The organism is Moritella sp. 5, assembly GCF_018219455.1.
Lineage (GTDB): Bacteria > Pseudomonadota > Gammaproteobacteria > Enterobacterales > Moritellaceae > Moritella.
The window spans coordinates 4108891-4131101 of record NZ_CP056122.1; the positions used below are offsets into that span (position 1 = coordinate 4108891).

General features: G+C 40.1%; 19 protein-coding genes. 4 read left to right on the plus strand and 15 right to left on the minus strand.

The features are described 5' to 3' along the window. Positions 1-21: 21 nt before the first annotated feature. Positions 22-777, plus strand: coding sequence for a transporter substrate-binding domain-containing protein (locus HWV01_RS18290; RefSeq protein ID WP_211672898.1), 756 nt, complete (start codon positions 22-24; stop codon positions 775-777). 86 nt (positions 778-863) lie between these two features. Here HWV01_RS18290 and ribA read toward each other — a convergent pair whose 3' ends face one another. The 10 genes from ribA to tssJ all read right to left on the minus strand — a co-directional run bounded on the left by ribA (position 864) and on the right by tssJ (position 10872). Further along, positions 864-1916 carry a GTP cyclohydrolase II gene (ribA, locus tag HWV01_RS18295; RefSeq protein ID WP_211672899.1) on the minus strand — a complete coding sequence of 351 codons (1053 nt, stop codon included), beginning with the start codon at positions 1914-1916 and terminating at the stop codon, positions 864-866. Between the two features lie 297 nt (positions 1917-2213). Then, positions 2214-2954, minus strand: a complete 741-nt coding sequence (locus HWV01_RS18300) for a cytochrome b/b6 domain-containing protein (protein WP_249185374.1) — start codon at positions 2952-2954, stop codon at positions 2214-2216. Next, positions 2941-3915 carry a DMT family transporter gene (locus HWV01_RS18305; RefSeq protein ID WP_211672900.1) on the minus strand — a complete coding sequence of 325 codons (975 nt, stop codon included), beginning with the start codon at positions 3913-3915 and terminating at the stop codon, positions 2941-2943. Before HWV01_RS18305 ends, HWV01_RS18300 begins: the two co-directional genes overlap by 14 nt. A 354-nt stretch (positions 3916-4269) precedes the next feature. After that, entirely contained in the window at positions 4270-4638 is a 369-nt protein-coding gene (locus HWV01_RS18310) for a rhodanese-like domain-containing protein (RefSeq protein ID WP_211672901.1), read from the minus strand. 157 nt (positions 4639-4795) lie between these two features. Further along, a complete protein-coding gene (gene secF, locus HWV01_RS18315) occupies positions 4796-5740 on the minus strand; it encodes a protein translocase subunit SecF (protein WP_211672902.1) in 945 nt (314 codons plus the stop codon). 11 nt (positions 5741-5751) lie between these two features. Continuing rightward, positions 5752-7596 carry a protein translocase subunit SecD gene (gene secD / locus HWV01_RS18320; RefSeq protein ID WP_211672903.1) on the minus strand — a complete coding sequence of 615 codons (1845 nt, stop codon included), beginning with the start codon at positions 7594-7596 and terminating at the stop codon, positions 5752-5754. A gap of 29 nt (positions 7597-7625) precedes the next feature. Beyond that, on the minus strand, positions 7626-7964 hold the full coding sequence (yajC, locus tag HWV01_RS18325; protein ID WP_067046480.1) for a preprotein translocase subunit YajC: 339 nt from the start codon (positions 7962-7964) through the stop codon (positions 7626-7628). Positions 7965-8083: 119 nt separating this feature from the next. Then, a complete protein-coding gene (gene tgt, locus HWV01_RS18330; RefSeq protein WP_211672904.1) occupies positions 8084-9223 on the minus strand; it encodes a tRNA guanosine(34) transglycosylase Tgt in 1140 nt (379 codons plus the stop codon). A gap of 132 nt (positions 9224-9355) precedes the next feature. Beyond that, positions 9356-10405, minus strand: a complete 1050-nt coding sequence (gene queA / locus HWV01_RS18335) for a tRNA preQ1(34) S-adenosylmethionine ribosyltransferase-isomerase QueA (RefSeq protein ID WP_211672905.1) — start codon at positions 10403-10405, stop codon at positions 9356-9358. Between the two features lie 176 nt (positions 10406-10581). Beyond that, on the minus strand, positions 10582-10872 hold the full coding sequence (gene tssJ, locus HWV01_RS18340; protein ID WP_211672906.1) for a type VI secretion system lipoprotein TssJ: 291 nt from the start codon (positions 10870-10872) through the stop codon (positions 10582-10584). Between the two features lie 321 nt (positions 10873-11193). Here tssJ and HWV01_RS18345 point away from each other — a divergent pair, with 321 nt between their 5' ends. Then, positions 11194-11949, plus strand: a complete 756-nt coding sequence (locus tag HWV01_RS18345; RefSeq protein ID WP_211672907.1) for a hypothetical protein — start codon at positions 11194-11196, stop codon at positions 11947-11949. 360 nt (positions 11950-12309) lie between these two features. Here HWV01_RS18345 and guaA read toward each other — a convergent pair whose 3' ends face one another. After that, a complete protein-coding gene (gene guaA, locus HWV01_RS18350; RefSeq protein ID WP_075470984.1) occupies positions 12310-13890 on the minus strand; it encodes a glutamine-hydrolyzing GMP synthase in 1581 nt (526 codons plus the stop codon). 108 nt (positions 13891-13998) lie between these two features. Next, a complete protein-coding gene (guaB, locus tag HWV01_RS18355) occupies positions 13999-15462 on the minus strand; it encodes an IMP dehydrogenase (protein WP_045109172.1) in 1464 nt (487 codons plus the stop codon). 285 nt (positions 15463-15747) lie between these two features. Between guaB and xseA the strand changes: the two genes are divergently transcribed. Both xseA and HWV01_RS18365 read left to right on the plus strand, forming a co-directional pair. After that, on the plus strand, positions 15748-17001 hold the full coding sequence (gene xseA / locus HWV01_RS18360; RefSeq protein ID WP_249185561.1) for an exodeoxyribonuclease VII large subunit: 1254 nt from the start codon (positions 15748-15750) through the stop codon (positions 16999-17001). Positions 17002-17149: 148 nt separating this feature from the next. Beyond that, on the plus strand, positions 17150-19132 hold the full coding sequence (locus HWV01_RS18365) for a methyl-accepting chemotaxis protein (RefSeq protein ID WP_211672908.1): 1983 nt from the start codon (positions 17150-17152) through the stop codon (positions 19130-19132). A 58-nt stretch (positions 19133-19190) separates the two neighbouring features. Here HWV01_RS18365 and HWV01_RS18370 read toward each other — a convergent pair whose 3' ends face one another. The 3 genes from HWV01_RS18370 to HWV01_RS18380 all read right to left on the minus strand — a co-directional run bounded on the left by HWV01_RS18370 (position 19191) and on the right by HWV01_RS18380 (position 22088). After that, positions 19191-19442, minus strand: coding sequence for a Rho-binding antiterminator (locus HWV01_RS18370; RefSeq protein ID WP_067046502.1), 252 nt, complete (start codon positions 19440-19442; stop codon positions 19191-19193). Between the two features lie 129 nt (positions 19443-19571). Then, on the minus strand, positions 19572-19913 hold the full coding sequence (locus HWV01_RS18375) for a Fis family transcriptional regulator (protein WP_211672909.1): 342 nt from the start codon (positions 19911-19913) through the stop codon (positions 19572-19574). Positions 19914-20057: 144 nt separating this feature from the next. Beyond that, entirely contained in the window at positions 20058-22088 is a 2031-nt protein-coding gene (locus HWV01_RS18380; protein ID WP_211672910.1) for a PhoX family phosphatase, read from the minus strand. Positions 22089-22211: the final 123 nt, after the last annotated feature.

Sequence of the window (22211 nt, forward strand, 5' to 3'; positions counted from 1 at the left end):
TACTACTATAAGGAAGTAAAAATGAAACTGTTTATTTCAATAATGTTAACTCTACAGCTTTGCATTACTAGCTTTACAGCTAATGCAGAATCTATCAATTATTATGTCATTGACAAACAAGCAATGCCTTTTCAAATAACAACGGATAGTGAAAAGCATTCGGGCATAGTTTCAGACATCATATCTTGTATATTTATGGATAATTACACTGTTCGTTACCATACCTATCCATTCAACCGTATGATTTCAGAATTGGAAGCTGGGAGAGAGAAAAACTGGGTAACTTTTGGCAGTCCAGGTTGGGGCGGCGTACAAGCAGCAAATTTATCCGATATACCAATTTACACTGTTAGTCATAGTATATTAACCAGCGCTAAATCTGACTTTATTTACCGTGATCTAAAAGACATAAACAAAAAAATTCTTGTATTACTCTATGGTTTTGATTATCCAAACTTACAACCTTTAATTGACAGTGGCGAAATTAAAGAGCTAAGAGTGAAAGATTATGCTGCAGCCTTTCGTATTTTAGACAAAATGCCACAAGACTCTGCCTTTGTTGAAATGACCTCCCGAATTAAATACAACTTAAAAATACAGTCTAGAGATCTAAAACAATATAAGTTACAAGACTTTTCAGCATTAATTCCAAGCTACCCGATTTACTTGGCGCTCGATCCAAAGATGGATAAAGACATTCAAAAATTTATTAACCAGAAATTATCCAACATGTCTGATTCAGGTTCACTAACAGAAATTATTCATCGCTATATCTAACACTATTACACCGATAACAAGTCGTTAAGCTTAATTATCGGTGTAATAGTGTTACGTCCTTGGAAGTCTATTCAGGTGCATCAAATTTAGTCAATAAAACTAGATTCAAACATGTGCCCTAGCTTCTCAGATTTAGTTTTAAGGTAACCTGCATTATGTGGATTATGACCTTCTTGTAACGGCACGCGTTCCGCAATATTGATACCCGCTTTCATTAACGCATTTACCTTACGTGGATTATTGGTCATTAAATTAACTGCATTTATATTCAAGTGACCTAACATTCCTTGGCAAAAAGTATAATCTCGCATATCAGCCGCAAACCCTAGACGTTCATTTGCTTCAACTGTATCCGCGCCATCATCTTGTAGATGGTAAGCTCTAATTTTATTTAACAAACCGATGCCGCGCCCCTCTTGGCGTAAATACAAGATCACACCACTCCCTTTAGCAACAATATTTTGCATGGCTTTTGCTAACTGAAAGCCACAATCACAACGCGCACTGAATAAGGCATCACCAGTCAAACATTCCGAATGTAAACGAATTAATACAGGCTCACTTGGATCAAGCTCACCATAAACTAAAGCTAAGTGCTCTTTACCTGTCGCGTTTTCAATAAAGCCATTCATTTGAAATGTACCGAATTTAGTCGGTAACTTTGCACTATCAACATAAGTGATCAAATTATAAGGTGCTTGCTGAGCTAAATCACAGCGTACATCCATTAATATTCGACCAAGTTCATTGCGTCCGCTACCATCTCCACCGTCACCCCAATAAGTATCTTTATGCGAATGCTCTGTTAATACTTGCTCACCCGTTGCCACAAGTTGATAGGCATAAAATGGATTCTGACGAAATTTTTTCACCACGACATCACGCATGACACTGTCACGTACTTCCATCCAATCTGATTTCACAAATTGCGCATACTCTCGGCTTAAGCTAAAAGCGTCATCAGGTGTCGGTGCTTGACGAATTAAATCTTGTAATTGAAGATCATTGAATTTTTGCGCTTGATAATAATGTTCGCTACTCGGCCATTTAACCCCATCAACCTTGATAGTGGCTAACGCAAAATTTGACAAAAAACCAAAATCATCATTCGGTTCGTAAAATTGTATTTCATCTATCATTTATTTCTATTCCATGAAAATAAAGCTGATTTAACATGAACATACCACAAAAATGGATGAAGAAATGTGAAAATACGCAAATGATAGACATAAAATATGTATATAAGGAATAAAGAGGAATACTCATAGAAGATAGGGGATAACACTGCTATCCCCTTAAAAATTAAGGCGTTAAAATCAAAGGTTTAACCTTAACGCCTACAAGAGTACACGTTATGATTTACTTTTGAAATATTGCTATATTTATTAGCAAATATAACGACCCACATTAACGTCTTTAACCGTCTTTTCTTTCAATCAATAAAGTAAGTAACCTAAATTTTCATGTCCCCATTGCCACCAAATGACACCAGCAATACATGCGTAGATAACCCAAGCCAATAAACCACTCATCATTTTTGGCTGGGCAATCGAACTCACTAATTTATACTCTGCAACGCCTGTTATCATCGCTTTCACTAATGCCTGTTTTTTGAGTTTATAAGCGACGATAGCAACGACATGTAAGCCTATTGCCCAAAGTAATACATCAAAATTCACGCTGTGTAGCCATGTCATAAAGCTAACAGTATCCGCTGTAAAATATTGCGATAATGGGCCTTCTGACAAAATATCATCGCTGGCACTAAGTCCAGTAAATAGCTGGATTATTATTAAGCCTAAAAACAATATAACCATACATGCGCCAGCAGGATTATGACCAAATTTGACTCGATCAAACTTATTTTTATCACTAAGGTAATCGATTAACGCTTTTGGACTTTTTATAAAGTAACTAAACTTGGCAGTATCACTTCCAATAAAACCCCAAATAAAACGCGTTATCCAAAGCCCCAGTAGTGCATAACCAAACAAAAAGTGCCATTCCATTTCGCCATTATCAGCACAGTACCACAATGCAAATAGCAAACTCACTTGTAACCAGTGATAGCCACGAATAAATCCGTCCCAAACTTTAACCTTAACCATACAACCCTCTGCAGATAACGACGACGTAAATACCCAACTAACATTGAGATAGAGGCTATTTTCTAACACTTAACCAGACAATAGCAACAATTACCATTAACATACCTAGAAAATGGTAAATAGTGAAGTTTTCCCCTAACAAAAACACCGCCATTAATGCCGTTAGCACGGGGCCACTGCCACCAACAATCGATGCTTGCTCTGGCCCAACTCTCGCAATGCCCTCACTCATCAAAAACGAAGGGATCACAGTACAGCCAATCGCTAACCACAGTGAGATCCAAAATACCGGCATAGGGATACTAAGATCTTTAATATCATGCGCAACCGAAAAATGAACAAATATCATAAAACTGGCGCCAAACATAGCGATACACGTAAAGACTAAACTGCCTAATTGCTGAATTTTGGTTTTACTCAGTAGCAAATAACAAGCAAACGTAAAGCATGCTGTTAACACCAATAACGAACCCACTATCACTCCCTCACCCTGCTTACCCAAGTCATGATAAAACAGTACAAAAACCCCCGCATAGGCCAAGATAAGCGCACCTATTACTTGTCGGTTAATCCGATTACCCAACACCAACCAGCTGAGGATAACGACGACCGTAGGATAGGTAAATAACACTAATCGCTCTAGCTGTGAGCTAATATAGTGAAGCCCTTGAAGATCAAAATAACTCGACAAGTAATAACCCAAAAGACCAATACCCATCACTGGCATAAACTGTGCTTTTATCGGTAATGATAACGCAGGCGTCTTCCTTAACATCCACACAAATACGGCGATATAAAAAGGCAGCGACAATAGCATTCGGTACGTCATTAACGTAATGCTATCAACCCCATATTGATAAGCGAGTTTAATGAAAATGCCTTTGGTCGAAAACAAACAGGTAGCAAGAAATGCGCACAATAAACCCATTTTATGTGCTGATAGCTTATGACGTAAAGCTGAACGAGTATTACGTTGCTTTGTACTGGTAGTACTGGTGGTGGTATTACTGCTGATAGTAGTCTGTTCCATGACCCCTCCAAGAAAAAAATGAAGGCTAGGAATAAGTAGAGTAAAACAGATAGCAGGCTACATATTCCGTAGCCTCGCCAAAAATTAGTTAGCTGCTACTCTGATTTCCAGAGCAGCCATAAACGTGCCGCATAGTGATGATTAGAATAAATTGTCATATAACCCTCTCGCCACGTTTAAAATTGAATAACCAGTTAACCAACAATAGATAACGTAAGCAAGATAAGAATAATCAGGCCTCTATATTCAATATAATATAATATTTCGCTACGGATAATGACTGACTTGCAGTGTATATCGCTAGAGTAACTTACCGTAACAAGTCAATATTAATGACTGATTAGTTACTAATTACTAATTACTAATAGGGTAACTCTTCATTTTCCACTCACGGATGCCGCCATCCATTGAGATTACGTCTGTATAACCCATGCGTTGGATGAACTCAGCTGATAATGCAGAACGATAACCGCCACCGCAGTACAGTACGATACAGGTATCAAGTGCTGGGTATTTAGCTTCTAAATCACGCTCGATGATGCCACGCCCCATGTATTCAGCGCCGCTAATACGACTTGCAGCCCATTCGCTTTCTTCGCGCACATCAACCAGTACAAATTGCTTACCTTCGTCTTGCCACTCCTTCACGTCATCACAGCTACATTCTTTGACTACTTTACGTGCTTCATTACATAAATCTAAAAATCGTTGACTATGAGCCATGTTGTTATCCTTTCAGTTAAATACCAAGTTTTTACTAAACTACTATTTCATTTTGTATTCTATAATTCAATAACTAAAACATAAAAAACAAAAACCCGCACGAGGCGGGTTTTATGACAGTCCGAAGACCAATACGTTAGTTAGGTTTCCCTAAGGCTTACATCATTGGGTCTTGGTCTGCACCTTCTTTTTCTACCACTGGTGGTAACATCGTTTCGCGGCTTACGCCTAAGCGTAGTGCTAATGCACTTGCTACGTAAATCGAAGAATATGTACCAACCACGATACCAATCAGCAATGCAAGTGCAAAACCGTGGATCAGTGCGCCACCTTTCAGGAATAATGATACTAATACCATTAATGTTGTACCTGACGTGATTAACGTACGTGACAATGTCTGCGTTAATGATACGTCCATGATTTCCACAGAATCATCAGTACGCATACGGCGGAAGTTTTCACGGATACGGTCAAATACCACGATAGTATCATTCAGTGAATAACCAATAACGGTCAATAGCGCCGCTAAAATAGTTAAATCAAATTCAATCTGTAATACCGAGAAGATACCTAACGTGATAATAACGTCATGCGCAAGGGCCAATACAGCACCCGATGCTAAACGCCATTCAAAACGTACACCAACATAAAGCAAGATACAAATTAACGCAGCAAGCAGCGCTAGACCACCTTGCTCTGCTAATTCATCACCAACGTTTGGACCAACAAACTCGATACGACGCATTTCTACGCTCTTATCATAGCCCTGTAACGCAGTGATAATTTGACTACCAAGATGCTTATTATCCAAATCTTCACGTGGAGCAATACGGATCAGGACATCACGACTAGAGCCGAAATGTTGGATCACCGCATCATCAAATCCTTCTGCAGATAACAGCGGACGGATAATCTCAAGATCAGCAGGTTTATCATAACCTACTTCAATCACCGTACCACCAGTGAAATCAAGACCCCAATTAATGCCTTTAATCGCAATAGAAGATATCGATAAAATAACTAACAGCGCTGATAAAATAAACGCGGGCTTCGCCATCTTCATAAAGTGGATCGTGCGTTCTGTTTTAATAATTTCAAACATAATTAATCCCCTTAGATTGAAAGTTTATCGATTTTTTTATTACCCCAAAGGAAATTCACGATCGCACGTGTACCAATGATGGAAGTAAACATAGAAGCAGCAATACCAATTGCTAACGTAATAGCGAAACCTTTAATTGCACCAGTACCAACCGCAAACAAAATGATCGCCGTTAATAGCGTGGTAATGTTGGCATCGGCAATGGTTGATAACGCATTATCATAACCACTATGAATTGCTTGCTGAATGCTTCTGCCTTCTTTCAGCTCTTCACGAATACGTTCAAATACCAGTACGTTCGCATCAACCGCCATACCGATTGTTAATACGATACCGGCAATACCTGGTAGCGTCATTGTCGCGCCAGGAATCATCGACATAATACCAATGATCATGATGATGTTTGCAGATAATGCGACATTGGCAACAATACCAAATTTACGGTAGTAGATAGCCATGAAGATAACAATTGCAATCATGCCATAAATCATCGCAGCTAAGCCGTTTTCAATATTTTGCTTACCTAAGCTAGGACCGATGGTACGTTCTTCAACTATTTGAACTGGCGCAACTAACGCACCTGCACGTAATAATAACGCCAGATTTTTAGCTTCGCTTGCACTGTCTAAACCTGTAATACGGAAGCTACGGCCTAACTGTGCTTGAATTGTCGCCACGTTAATGACTTCTTCAATTTTTTTCAGTTTCGATTTGCCATCAGCAGTTTTCTCACCCGTTGGTTTGTATTCAATGAATACAGTTGCCATTGATGTACCGATTGCTTTCTTCGTCGCACGAGACATTTTACTGCCACCTTGCGAATCAAGATCGATATTAACCTGCGAACGACTAAACTCATCTAAGCTCGATGTTGCACCTGTGATGTGGTTACCAGTTAAGATAACTTGTTTCTTCAGCACAACTGGACGGCCTTCACGCGTGGTGTATTTTTGGCTACCAGCAGGTACTCGGCTGCTGTAAGGGTCTGCTTTATTATCAACTAAACGGAATTCTAACGTTGCCGTTGCGCCTAAAATCTCTTTCGCACCAGCAGTATCCTGAACACCCGGTAATTCAACTACAATGCGGTCTGCACCTTGACGCTGTACAAGCGGTTCAGCAACACCTAATTGGTTTACACGGTTACGGATAATAGTGATGTTTTGTTGAAGGGCATATTCTTTGATTTCGGCAAGTTTAGCTTCTGACATTTTTGCCGTTAGACTAAATTGACCATTATTTTCACTGTCACTTAACAGTAGGTCTGCATATTTAGACTTAAGGAATTTTTCTGCTTTATCGCGTGTTTCAAGATCACGAAAACGTGCTGTAACACCGTTACTGTTTTTACGTATTGCAGTATAACGCAGTTTTTCTTCACGTAAATCGGTACGGAAATCTTGCAACATTTGATCTTGTGCTTTCACTAACGCTTCTTGCATATCAACTTCGAGTAAGAAGTGAACACCACCACGTAAGTCCAGACCCAGTTTTAGTGGTCCAGCACCAACGGCTTGTAACCATTCAGGCGTAGCAGGTGCAAGGTTTAAAGCAACAATAAATGTCTGACCAAGTTGTTCTTTTAAGATTTCACTAGCAAGGAGTTGTTGTTCGCTGTCATTTAAACGAATTAACACTTGGTTTTTTTCTAATGAAACACTTTTATAACTGATTTCTTGTTTATCGAGTTCTGCTTTAACTTTATCTAGTGTTGATACTTCAATAACAGCACCACGTGCAGCAGAGACTTGAACAGCGGGGTCTTCCCCGTATAGATTCGGTGTGGCATAGAGTAAACAAATGGCGATCGTAGCGATCACCATTAGATACTTCCACAGAGGATATTTGTTTAACACAATATTACCTTACTGGGATACGGAAAAGATTAAAGCGACTTCATGCTGCCTTTTGGTAATACAGCGGCAATGTAATCACGCTTAATAGTAACGTTAGTTGCTTCAGCAATACTGATCACAACATAATCATTACCATCAGAAATTTTTGTGATCTTACCTACGATGCCACCAACAGTAAGTACTTCTTCACCTTTTGACAACGATGACATTAGGTTCTTCTGCTCTTTTTGACGTTTCGCTTGTGGGCGGTAGATCATGAAGTAAAAGATCACACCGAAAATACCTAACATGATCAACATTTCGTAACCACCACCAGCTGGAGCAGAAACACCTTCAGCAGCAACTGCATTTGCAATGAAAAGACTCATTTTTATTTTCCTTTATAAATATTAGACATAGATATGATAAACCAATCACATTACATTACTACTAATGAGAAAGGTTTACCAAACTTTGATCGACAATCAGATTAGTGTTTGCTTAATAATTAAGCGTCAGACTTCGCTAAAGGTGGCACTTCACGGCCTTGTTTAGTATAGAAGTCTGTAACAAACGCTTCAAACGTATCAGAATCAATCGCGTCACGGATACCTTGCATCAGGTTTTGGTAGTAACGCAAGTTATGCATTGTATTTAAACGCGCACCTAAAATTTCGTTACATTTGTCTAAATGGTTCAGGTATGAACGCGAGTAATTCTTACATGTGTAGCAATCACATTCAGGATCAAGTGTACTGGTATCTGTTTTATGCTTGGCATTACGGATCTTGATTACACCTTCACTTGTGAACAAGTGACCATTACGTGCATTACGTGTTGGCATTACACAGTCAAACATATCCACACCGCGACGAACACCTTCAATCAAATCTTCAGGTTTACCAACGCCCATTAGGTAGCGTGGCTTATCTTCTGGGATTTGTGGGCAAGTGTGCTCCAGAATACGGTGCATATCTTCTTTTGGCTCACCAACAGCTAGGCCGCCAACGGCATAACCGTCAAAACCAATGTCTAATAAGCCTTTTACTGAAATATCACGTAAGTGCTCGTAAACACCACCTTGAATAATACCAAACAAGTTATTTTTGTTTTCTAATTTATCAAAATGATCACGTGAGCGTTGTGCCCAGCGTAACGACATACGCATTGATTTTTCAGCTTCAGATTCTGTCGCTGGATATGGCGTACATTCATCAAAAATCATGACCACGTCAGAACCCAAGTCATCTTGGATTTCCATTGAAGTTTCTGGATCTAAAAAGATCTTACTGCCGTTTACTGGATGACGGAAATGCACACCCGCTTCTGTGATTTTACGCATTTTACCTAGGCTGAATACTTGGAAACCGCCTGAATCCGTCAGGATAGGACCCTGCCAGTTCATAAAGTTATGTAAACCACCGTGTTGCTTCATTACTTCCTGACCAGGACGTAACCACAGGTGGAAGGTATTACCTAAAAGAATATCAGCGCCGGTTGCGTCAACTTCTTCTGGTGTCATACCTTTAACCGTACCGTAAGTACCTACTGGCATGAATGCAGGAGTTTCAACAACACCACGTTCAAAGATTAAGCGTCCACGACGTGCGTTACCAGTTGTTTTATCTAATTCGTACTTTAACTTCATATAAACCTCAAGTCAGAGAAACAGTCTGACATTACTTCTCTCAAAAATTCAAACAACGTACTTCAATAGCAATTGTTTATCGTTAACAAACTAGCCGTGAATAGATACACATCAACTCACGGCTAATTGAATTTATTTTGCCGTTTGTTTAGTGACAAACATGGCGTCGCCATAACTGAAGAAACGGTATTTTTCAGCAATAGCATGTTGATAAGCGGCCATCACATGGTCATAACCAGCAAATGCAGATAACAACATAATCAACGTTGATTCAGGTAAGTGGAAATTAGTGACCATAGCATCAACAAGTTGGAACTCGTAACCAGGGTAAATAAAGATTTCAGTGTCATCAAAGAATGGCGCTAGCGGTAAGCCTTTTGCCATTGTTGCTTGCGCTGCACTTTCTAAAGAACGCACTGACGTTGTACCCACAGCTATCACACGACCGCCGTTCGCTTTTGTTTCTGCAATTTTAGCGACAACGTCTTCAGAAACTTCGGCATACTCAGAGTGCATATGATGATCTAAGATATTATCCACACGTACTGGCTGGAAAGTACCCGCGCCAACGTGCAGCGTCACAAACGCCGTGTTTACACCTTTCTTAGCAAGTTCTGCTAACAATGGTTCATCAAAGTGTAAGCCCGCTGTTGGCGCCGCAACAGCACCCGGTTTTTCATTATAGACCGTTTGATAGCGTTCTTTATCTGAATCTTCGTCAGGACGATCGATATAAGGCGGCAATGGCATATGACCAATGTCTTCCAATATTTCTAATACATGACGTTCATCTAAAAATTTAAGTTCAAATAACGCATCGTGGCGCGCAACCATCTCGGCATTCACAGAGCCTTCTAAGATGAGTTGAGCACCTACTTTAGGTGACTTAGAAGAACGCACATGCGCAAGTACAGAGCTGTCACTAATAACGCGTTCAACAAGCACTTCAATTTTACCACCTGAAGCTTTTTGACCGTACATACGCGCAGGAATAACACGCGTATTATTAAATACCATCAGATCGCCAGCTTCAACTAAATCGAGAATGTCAGCAAACTGCTTATCAGCCAGCTCGCCACTATTACCATTTAGTTGGAGTAGACGGCTTGAACGGCGATCCGCTTTCGGATAACGGGCAATTAACTCGTCAGGAAGACTAAAATTAAAATCTGAAACCTGCATGAAGGTACCTTAAAATCGAACTTACAATTGAAATAGTCCGCTAGTCTAGTTATCAACAGGAAGAATATCAAGAGAAGAAGAGATTTGTTCTAATTATGATGGTTTAAATAACCTCAGCCCTAGATACGAGCGACTGTTATCAGCTATATAGTTATCAATAAAAAGCGGATTACAACTTACCATCCCCTACCCGCTTGTTTGTCAACAAGGCCCGTACCGAGTATCAATTCATCTGCTTGCCATAACTGATCAAAGCTAACGTTTCTAAAAGCATTGACCGCCGATACTTGATAAACCCGTATCATCACAGGTAAGGGTTCATTATACTTATTACTATTAAGATCTGCCGAAGCAGCTAAATTCAACCGGACATAAGTATTTGAACAGGCAGTAATGAATAACAGAACAACTGAAATAATAAATAGTTTTACACGTTCAAATTGTTCACAAAGAAAAGCTGTCAACATAGGCCACCTGCGGTGGCAACTAACATTCTGTAAATTTAACTATTCACAATAGGCATAAACAGGTATCTTCCTGATTTCGTTTAGCAAAAGATAGCAATGCACACCATCGTTTGTTATCAACAACCGCCCCCCTGATTCACCTGCCGCAGATTATCGAAGTCTTGATAAGGTAATGCCTTACCACAGTGCGTTATGCTCAACGAGCCATCCGGGTAGTGTATATCATCACGTTCTTACGCGCCTTTTGACGCGAAGATATGCCATTTAGCTATGAGCTGATCTAGTATTGAGAGTATACATAATACTTTTCTGGATTTATTTATGACTAACTTATTCCTTTCTATTTTCATTACTATATTTTTAATTGCATGTAATGATGACAATAATAATACAGAGACTCTTGAAACAGACATTGAAGTTAACACTGTTATGTCTGGCGGGACAGAGTTTGATGTGAGCCAGAAAACTGGTTCCAACAGATTCCCAAAAAATGCTTTCCGTGGTGCAAAATTTACACTTATACCAAGTGGCGGTGGCGGCAGCGGTCACTATCATTACGAGATATTATATAACGAAGATCATGTCGTTGAAATTAACGAAAGCGGTACTATCACTTTTATAGATAAACCAACCGGAAACATTGTCGTTAAAGTCTCAGATGCATATAACCCGAATCAACATACCGTTAAAACTTTTGGTGTAAATGCAATGGCACTAGCGGCTTGGACTATATTCTACGAGAGCAAAATACCACCAGAAAATCATTTTGAGTTCTGCGATTCAAAAAGCATGCATGTTGCTAATTATTATGAGTTAATTCCATTCGGCGAAGATAATGCAGAGCCTGATCGTTTATCTCTCTTTGGAGAGTATGGGCCACTAACTAATTATTCTTGGATGCAAAAACATTTCCATAATTCGAAAGATGATTATATTGTTTCGGGTCGTTTCCTCAACCCTAAACCAACTTCTGACGACGATAAGTTTAAATTTTTACCTGTGAATTTAACAACTGGGAAAGTAGTTCTAAACCAGCTTGAGCATAATACATACGTGGCCTGTAGTTCAAGGATATGAAAGTGTCGTTTTTTTGGCAAGGAACCTTCGGCACGACAACTTAATCATCGGAGAAAAATAGCAGACACTATAATTAATTGATAGGATTTTCTTTTTAATCCATTATACATTGCCTGCTTTTTATCGCTCACACAGCACAAAATACATCTTCACCCATCATCATGCATGGGCGAACATAGGCCACCTACGGCGGCAACTAATACTCTGTAAATTTAACTATTCATAATAGGCATAAGCAGGTATCCATACCTAACTCTTTTATAACAAAATACTTGAAAATATAAAACTGCAGGCAAAAAAAAGCAGCTCAAGAGCTGCTTTTCATATTGATATCAGTATTTACTGCTTAATAAGTGAGGATTATTCCCACTCAATTGTTGCAGGTGGCTTACCAGATACATCGTAAACCACACGAGAAATACCATCAATTTCATTGATAATACGGTTTGAAACATGACCGATTAAATCATACGGAAGATGTGACCAACGCGCAGTCATAAAGTCGATTGTTTCAACACAACGTAGTGATACAACCCAATCGTATTTACGGCAATCGCCCATTACACCAACTGAGCGTACTGGTAAGAATACAACAAACGCTTGGCTTACTTTATGGTAAAGTTCTGCTTTGTGTAACTCTTCAATGAAGATAGCGTCAGCACGACGTAATAGGTCGCAATATTCTTTCTTCACTTCACCAAGAACACGTACACCTAGACCAGGTCCAGGGAATGGGTGACGGTAAAGCATGTCGTATGGTAGACCTAATTCAAGACCAATCTTACGTACTTCATCTTTAAATAATTCACGTAATGGTTCAACAAGACCCATTGCCATATCGTCAGGTAAACCACCTACGTTATGGTGTGATTTAATCACGTGTGCTTTACCATTTTTAGTCGCAGCTGATTCGATAACGTCAGGGTAGATAGTACCTTGTGCTAACCATTTAGCATTGCTTAATTTCTTCGATTCTTCATCAAAGATTTCAACAAATACACGGCCGATAATTTTACGTTTAGTTTCAGGATCATTTTCGCCAGCCATTTGCTCAAGGAAACGATCTTCAGCTTTAACATGAACAATATTTAGACCGAAACGATCACCAAACATATCCATTACTTGCTGACCTTCGTTTAAACGAAGTAAACCGTTATCAACGAATACACAAGTCAGCTTATCGCCAATTGCGCGTTGTAATAACATAGCAACAACAGATGAATCAACACCACCAGATAGACCTAGAATAACTTCATCATCACCGATTTGCGCTTTCATACGAGCAATTGCATCATCGATAATTGAAGTTGAAGTCCAAAGTCCGTCACAGCCACAGATGTCTTTTGCAAAGTGAGCAAGCATACGCTCACCTTGACGAGTATGTGTTACTTCTGGGTGAAATTGAACACCGTAAAAACGTTTTTCTTCGTTTGCCATCGCAGCAAACTGACAAGTCGCTGTGTTAGCAACTGTTACAAAGCCTTCTGGAATAGCAGAAACTTTATCACCGTGGCTCATCCATACGTCTAATAGTGCTTTACCAGAATCAGATACTGCATCTTCGATAGACTTGAACAGCGCAGAAGGAGATTGCATCTCGATTTGTGCATAACCAAATTCGCCTTCGCCAGTACCTTTAATGACTTTGCCACCAAGTTGCTCAGACATTGTTTGCATACCGTAACAGATACCCAGTACAGGTACGCCTGCGTTGAATACATATTCAGGTGCACGAGGTGAACCCGCTTCTGTTACGCTTTCTGGGCCACCAGCAAGGATAATACCGTTTGGATTGAATTCACGGATTGCCGCTTCATCTACATCCCATGTCCATAATTCACAGTAAACACCGATTTCACGGATACGACGAGCGATTAACTGCGTATATTGAGAACCAAAGTCCAGAATTAGGATTTTTTGCTCATGAATATTTGTGGTCATTAAAGATATTCCTGTAAATATATTTAGTAGTAGTATTTGTAATAATAGTAAGAGGAGACACTTGTCTCCCCTTACATTATCAGTTTCTAACTATGCGTTCAGCTAAGCTTAGTTTGAACGGTAGTTTGGCGCTTCTTTAGTCATAATCACATCGTGAACATGGCTTTCTGTGATACCAGAACCAGTGATACGAACAAATTCAGCTTTCGTGTTCATGTCATGAATCGTTGCACAACCAGTTAGACCCATTGAAGAACGGATACCGCCCATTTGTTGATGGATGATTTCTTTCAATTTGCCTTTATAAGGAACACGGCCTTCAATACCTTCTGGTACTAATTTGTCAGCAGCGTTTTCTGATTGGAAGTAACGGTCAGATGAACCCTTAGACATAGCGCCTAATGAACCCATACCACGGTAAGATTTGTATGCACGACCTTGGTAAAGTTCAACTTCACCAGGTGCTTCTTCAGTACCAGCGAACATAGAACCAACCATCACACATGATGCACCAGCAGCAAGTGCTTTCGCGATATCACCAGAGAAACGGATACCACCATCAGCGATAACTGGAATACCAGTACCTTCTAATGCAGTTACAGCATCATTGATTGCGGTAATTTGTGGCACACCTACACCAGTAACGATACGGGTTGTACAGATTGAACCAGGGCCGATGCCGACTTTCACACAGCTAACGCCAGCGTCAACTAATGCTAGTGCACCAGCGCCAGTTGCAACGTTACCACCGATGATTTCTAAATCAGGGTATGCAGCGCGTGTTTCTTTAATACGGTTTAAAACACCTTGAGAATGACCGTGAGATGAATCAATTAATAATACATCAACACCGGCTTCTACTAATGCGTCGATACGTTCTGCAGTAGAACCACCAGCACCAACAGCAGCACCTACACGTAAACGACCTAATTCGTCTTTACATGCATTTGGTTTTTTCTCTGCTTGTTTAAAATCTTTAACCGTGATCATACCCGTTAGTTTGAAGTCTGTATTTACTGCAAGTACTTTTTCAATACGGTGTTTGTGCATTAGGCCAAGCACTTCTTCACGAGAAGCTTTCTTTCCAACAGTCACTAAACGATCTTTCGGTGTCATAACTGATTCAACTAGGGTAGTTAAATCATCAACAAAACGTACATCACGACCAGTAATGATACCCACTAGGTCATTGGCTTCGGTTACTACAGGAAAGCCAGCAAAACCGTATTGCTTAGCTAGTTCAGCTACATCAGCAATTGTCATGTCAGGTTTTACAGTAACGGGCTCAGCAACAATACCACTTACATATTTCTTCACTAAACGTACTTCAGCTGCTTGACGTTCAATAGACATGTTTTTGTGAACGAAACCAATACCACCTTCTTCAGCTAACGCGATCGCTAAACGACCTTCAGTTACTGTGTCCATCGCAGCAGCAAGCATAGGGATATTTAGTTGGATGTTTTTTGTTAGTTGAGTTTTTAGGTCAGCATCGTTCGGTAAAACAGTTGAATGAGCAGGTACAAGTAGTACGTCATCAAAGGTAAGGGCTTCTTTGGCAATTCTTAGCATGGGCAATATCTCACCTTGTTAAAGGTATAAAATGGACGACATAATTGGTATAAATATTGCGGACGAAGTATATGGATGCTTGTGGGTAAAAGCAAACTATATTTCAACTTTTTTTAGTTATCATTGATCTTAATCCCCATTAAAAAGCAAATCTGCTACAATATACCGACGTAATTACACCTAATTTTAACTGCTTAACGCTTAGAGAGCCTTATTTTGAACAATACCAATATTTATACAGTGACTCACTTAAATGCCAGCGTTAGGCAATTGCTTGAATCAGAGATGGGGACACTGTGGTTAACTGGCGAAATCTCCAACTTTGTCGCACCGGCATCTGGACATTGGTACTTATCGCTTAAAGATAGCCGCTCACAAGTTCGCTGTGCAATGTTCAAAGGCAACAACCGCCGAGTAACATTCCGTCCAGCCAACGGCCAGCAAGTATTAGCCAAAGTACGCGTCACCATGTACGAGCCGCGGGGTGAATATCAATTAGTGATTGAATCATTAAGCCCGGCCGGCGACGGTTTATTACAACAGCAATATGAGCAGTTAAAAGCATCGTTAGATGCACAAGGTTATTTTGCCCAAGCACATAAAAAAGCCCTGCCCCTACATGCCAAACGCATTGGCATTGTTACTTCGGCAACCGGTGCTGCGGTACATGATATTCTGACCGTACTTGAACGTCGTAGTCCTAACTTACCGGTAATTATTTACCCAACGCTAGTGCAAGGCGCACAAGCAGCACCCGCGATTGTTAATGCTATTAATATTGCCAATCAGCGTAATGAAGTTGATTTGTTGATTGTCGGCCGCGGTGGCGGTTCATTAGAAGACTTATGGTGCTTCAATGAAGCCTCTGTTGCCCAAGCTATTTTTAACAGTCAATTACCCATTATCAGCGCCGTTGGCCACGAGATCGACGTCACTATCGCCGATTTCGTTGCCGATATGCGCGCACCAACCCCTTCTGCCGCAGCCGAACTTGTGAGCCAGGATCAAGCGCACCTCCAGCATCAAGTGAGCAACCTGAGCCGACGTTTAAACAAAGCCATACAAACACAGTTAGCAAAAAAGCAACATCAACAGCGTTACTTACAACAAGCGTTGATGAACCAACACCCACAGCGTAAATTACAGCAGCAAAGTCAAAAACTCGATGAACTTAGTCTACGTTTAAACCAAGCAGTTAATCGCCATATTGGTAAGCAAAATTTACATTTAACCCAACTAACGGGTCGTTTACAGTCTCATTCTCCAGTGCATAAATTAACCGCGATGCAGCAACAGCAAGCTAATTTACAAACTCGCTTACACAGTGCAATGCAACGCCGTTTACAACAAGAACAAAACCACTTACAAAACCTTGTACAACAACTCCAGACTGTTAGCCCATTAGCCACACTAACCCGTGGTTATTCAATTACGCAGAATGACAAACACCAAGTGATCACCTCTGTGGCCAAACTAAAATCTGGCGACAAGCTAGTCACCCGTTTTACCGATGGCGAAATACGTTCAACCATCGATTAACTTTAGATAAACAACTGATTTAAATGACACCTAGTCACAAATAAATTTTAGTTTAATAAAAATAATCAATAAAAGACCTTGTGATATCAGCTACTCGGCCGATAGCCTAAATAGCTTTAATTTATGGACATCACAAGGCAGCTAAATCATGAATTCTATTAAAAATATTTACTCTTCCTACTTCATTGCGTTTATGTTCGCAATCATGGTATTAACAACGATCGGCATTAAAACCTTCGTCTCACCACAGCTACTTGAATCTTCAGAAGACATCATTCATAAGTCATTACAAACAGTATCTGAAAATGTATTTAGTAAACTCAATAAAGTAGAAGCTCAACAAAAAAATATCACGCAAGTTGTCCCAGAGTTATCGAGTGAACAAATTGATAAATTACTGCCAGCATTAGTCGATCAATATGGTGATAGTAACGTATTTGGTGGTGGTATTTGGCCATTACCTGATCAGCGCCAAGAAGGCACGCGTAAATTCAGTTCTTTTGTACATCGTGATAGTAACAACCAATTGATCAGCAATGATTACTGGAATACCGCTGCGGCGCCAAATTATTTTGAACAGTCTTGGCACAGAGCCGGACAAAATGCCCCAAGAGGCACCTGTGCTTGGGCACCTGCATATAAAGATTCGGCAAGTACCGAAGCACGTACCAACTGTAGTATGGGTATCTATAAAGACGGTCGTCTGTATGGTGCGGCAACAATTGACGTAACACTCGGTTTCTTTAATCAACTTGCTAAAAACTTAGAGCAAGAGTTCGGTGGCTACATTCTGGTTGTCGAACAAGATGGTAAGATCCTGAATAATACAGCAGCAACCTCGGGAGATTTATTATTAAAAACCACCTCATCTCTGGCATCACGCTCTGCATTTATTAATGCCGTAAATGGCAACTTAAACAATCAAAATAACAAACAATATATTAGTTATGACGCAGAGAATGGCGAAGAGTACGCGCTGTATTTTGAACCATTAGAAGGCACACCATGGTCAATTGCGTTAGCAGTGCCAGTAGCATCTTTACATGAAAATGAATCGGTTATTTTATCGATTATTGCGGCAATCCAATTGCCGCTAATGCTGGCTATCATTTGTTTTTGTTATATTACCTTTAAACGCCTGTCACAGCGCTTGATTGTATTACGTGAAAGCATTGACCTACTTTCACAAGGTAATGCAGATCTAACAACACGTGTGCAAATCAAAGAAAATGATGAAGTCGGTGATATTGGTAATTCAGTAAATAACTTTATTGATTACTTACACACGTTAATGCTATCTGTTAATGATTCTTCAGTCAAAATATCGGGATCATTGGCGCAAGTTGAAGAACAAACTCAAATCACCAATAACATCGTCATTAGTCACGCAAAAGAAACAGAGCAAGCAGTGACAGCGATGGAGGAGATGAGTACCACCGCGACGATTGTAGCGACCAATGCAGCAGACGCAGCAGCAGCCACCCAGCAAATGCACGATGCAGTATCACAATCAAAAATAACGGTTATTCGCGCATCAAGTAACGTACAAACCTTACTGGATGATGTTGAAGATACCGTGGTCAATATCGAAAGCATGGCACAGCATACTCAACAAATTAGTGCTGTACTCACCGTGATTGGCGACATTGCAGAACAAACTAACTTACTTGCACTTAATGCGGCAATTGAAGCAGCCCGAGCGGGTGAGCAAGGCCGTGGTTTTGCCGTGGTAGCCGATGAAGTCAGAGCATTAGCAGCACGCACACAAAACAGCACATCAGAAATTAATGCCATGTTAACGAAGCTTAATTCTGGGGTAAATGCGGTAGTCAATGCGATGGATAAAACCAAAGAGCGCTGTATTACCACTGCAACGGATACCCAAGAAGTAAATCAAGATTTAGATAGTATGGAAGTGGCTATTTCAACCATTAGTGAGCTCACCATTCAAATAGCGTCTGCGGCAGAAGAACAAAGTACGGTAAGTACTGAAGTAACGCGAAATATGAGTGAAATACAACTTATCGTGCACGAACTATCAAATAATGCAGAACATACGACAGCGACAACTCAAGAACTCGGTACCATGAATACTGAATTAAAAGAGGTGGTTGGTAAATTTAATTTATAACGACAGCACTCACTGAATATCAGCCTTGTTTGTTTATTGCAGACAAGGCTTTTTATCTTTAATCATAATCAAAAGTCACACTCTGAAAATGAGGGTTATCGACTGTCACATCGAGCGTTAAGATCGTATCGAGTACAATCAAACGAATAACATCATCAACCGTCATCTTAATACACTCATCTCGATTTTCATTACGTTGCGTATCGAGCCCAATACCGTATATTTCAGCACCCGATTTAAGCGTTAACTTAACCGGGTATTTGTGCATGCACACTATTTCAATATAGTCATACTGATCGCATTTCATCATAGTTTATATCTCCACGTTACACCGAAACAAGAGCTAACTTTTATCATAGTAGTTAAACATATACTAATTTTAGCTCTTTACAAACTAACGCTAACGTATGAATGCACCTTGTCATCAAATGAGAGGACATTAACCTAAGCGCTTCGCCCAATTACCCGCATTGTCACGAGTACAATTTTCTTCACTATCAAACTTCACTTGCTTGTTGATATTTTTGAGTCTCACATCAACTGCATTAAGTGCTTGAGTCAATAAACCATGTAAGCGCTGATCTTGCTGCGATGCCGTCAATTGAGCAATATCAGCATTGCTATCAAACACACAGATTATTTTTAAAGATGCAGGAAAATTCGAATAATTAACGGTGTGTGTTAACCATTGAAACCCCTGAATTTCGTCTTTTGCATCTTCACAAACACAAGTAAGCACTTTGCATAAAGTATTATCAATCTTCTTTTCAGTTTTAGTCATGTTCTGCCAGCTGTTATCTTCTGAGTATTTATAGCGCTATCCTACCGTAAATAATATCCTATAAACAATAAAGCCAACCCGAAGGCTGGCAATATTTAACAAGGTGAAATTAGCCATTAATCGCTAAAAATTCATCGGAGTTAACTAAACACCAACCTCACCACCGTCGTGTTTACGAATAATAACCGTTGCGGCACGTGGTCGAACCGTTTTGTTACTTGGTGTTTCCATCGATGCATCGTTACTGTACGGCCAATTTTTAGGGTGCTGAATATTCAAAAACAGGTCAGTTTGAGCAGGACTAAAAGCTAAGCCTGTAACTTCAGCACCATTAGGACCAACAAAGAAACGTTTTAGTGCGGCTTGATTCTCGCTGTTAATTGTCTCTAATTCGTCAGTATCAGTGGTTAGCTGACTTGGTACGACAGCTAACATTTGATCATTTGTGTACTCAGTTAGTTCCGGCGCGCCATTATCCGTCTGGATCCACATGATACCGCGTGAATCAAATGCAAGACCATCTGGACTTGCAAACTGATTTAGCTCGTCTAATCCAGAGATATTAACTTCTGGTGCTGCATCTTCTGCCGCACCAAATACAAAGATATCCCAGCTAAATTGCTCAGCATTATCGCCTTCTTGCCAACGAATAATATGCCCAGTGCTATTATTTAATCTTGGGTTAGCAGGATTAGTTGTATCTGTACGTTTGGTATTATTGGTCAAGGTCATGTATACCGCACCATTAACAGGATCAACGGCCGCCCACTCAGGACGATCCATTGGCGTCGCACCAACAAGATCCGCAGCCCCAGCTGTATTTAAAATAATATCAGCAAGATTAGCGAAGTGATCAGCTAACACACCTTTGTCTTTCGTAACCGCAGCCATGGTTAGAGGTAACCATACACCAACCCCATTATCGTCAAAACGTGCGACATATAAAGTACCTTGATCCATATACTTATCACCCACCGCTAAACGGTCAGTGCGACTGGCGTCAGCAGGATCCCATAAAGCATCAGAAACGAATTTATAAATATATTCAAAACGAGAATCATGGCCAGAATAAAATACTATCGGTTTACCTGCTGTCACTTTTCCATAAACACAATCTTCATGGCGGAAACGCCCTAATGCAGTACGTTTAATCGCATTCGATTGATTATCATAAGGGTCGATTTCAACAATATAACCATAACCATTAGCTTCATTACGGTAGTCATCAGTCGCACTCGTACCTTTAATCGTAATATCAAAACGGCTAAATTCATCAGCAACTTCATCAACATTACCCGCTAAATCATCCCAACCATAACGGGTATTCTTATCATCAATGCCGATGCGCTTCTGATCAGGTGTTTGCGTGCCAGTATTAACAAAGTAACCCGGCCAGTTTTCTTCACAAGTCAGGTAGGTACCCCATGGCGTATAACCATTACCACAGTTATTAAGCGTACCACGTACTTTATCGCCATCTGTAGCGAAAGCCGTTACGAGTAATTCCTTATCAGCAACAGGGCCGCTAATATCCATAATAGTAGCACCAGTAAAGCGACGATTATGGCTATCATTTTTAACTACATCCCAAATACCATTCGTTTGCTTAATACGTACAACGGTGACACCATGAGCATTAATTTCTTTACGTACTTCGTCGAGAATTGTACGTAAGCTATTCGCATCTTTAGTCGGTCCAGCAGGGTGTAATGCCTTTTGATCTATATACTCGTGATTAATACATAATAAACCATCAGTAGAGCTGCCATTTAGTGGAAAGTAATGCATACCGTCGTGGTGCATACCCAGTGAATTAGCTTGATCTAACGCGGTATTTGAACCATCTGCTTGCCACTCTTGAGCAAAGTCATTAAGCGGCGTGCCCCAAGGTGCAAGTACTTGTGCACTGTAACCTTTAGGCACAACAACAGCGTCTAGCTTAGCCCCCGAAATAGAGTCAAACCCTAATTCTACTTTTGGTGTAGCCGTCAGATTTTTATCATTCCCAGTATTTGAACAACCTGTTAAACCAATACCACTTAACATACCAACAGCAGCCATCCCCACGCCTGCTCTTAATATACTGCGGCGAGATAATTCTCTCTCCATTACCGCTGCAAATGGTTCATTATTACTATTATTATATTTAGTCGGGTCAAATGTATCTTTGCTCATGCTTTATTTACTCAATCATTATTTAAGACCGATATAAACTAACAAGCAATTATGTATTTTATATTTCAGGAATATGACAGTTTTTATAATCAAAGATGTTAAACAACTCAAATAATTATATTT